The sequence below is a fragment of the Vibrio sp. 1727 genome (assembly GCF_033344415.1).
In the GTDB taxonomy this organism is placed as follows: domain Bacteria; phylum Pseudomonadota; class Gammaproteobacteria; order Enterobacterales; family Vibrionaceae; genus Vibrio; species Vibrio alginolyticus.
In genome coordinates this window covers 1-523 of sequence record NZ_JAWPOT010000645.1, presented here as the reverse complement: position 1 = coordinate 523, position 523 = coordinate 1, and the positions used below count along the sequence as shown (strand labels likewise).

1 pseudogene is annotated in these 523 nt (G+C 48.2%); it reads left to right on the top strand.

Annotated features, from left to right (window positions below):
- Positions 1–523, top strand: a pseudogene (locus R8O10_RS27375) (site-specific integrase); the annotation flags it as partial.

Below are 523 nucleotides of genomic sequence, written 5' to 3'. Positions count from 1 at the left end.
TACCTAGAAATTCGAGCGTCTGAATGTTCGCAAAGCACTGTAGACATGGACCGTCAGGCAATTCAGGCCATGATGCATCATGTCACGCACCGGCTAGAGCCTTCTCAGAAGCTCGATGTAGTAAAATCTGAACGTGAAACCATCGAACAGTCTCGCTCCTACACACCAGATCAGGTACAACGGATCACAGAGCACCAGACCGACCGGCATGCCCTTTCTACTGAAATCTGCCATCAAGCCGGTCTTCGAGCGCATGAACTATACACTCTGAGACCAAGTGGAGAAGTGCAGCCTAGTCCTCGTGATGTGCATCCCGATAAGTTTTCTCATATGCCAAATCAAACTCACACCTACACCGTAGAGGGGAAAGGTGGGCTTATTCGAGAAGTGCAAATTCCCACTCAATTAGCAGAGCGACTTGAAGCTCTTAGGCTCGATGCACCAAGGGATGTGATCGACAGAGGTGTAAATTACACCACTCATTATGACATTGCGGCAGGACATAAATTTTCAGATGCATTCA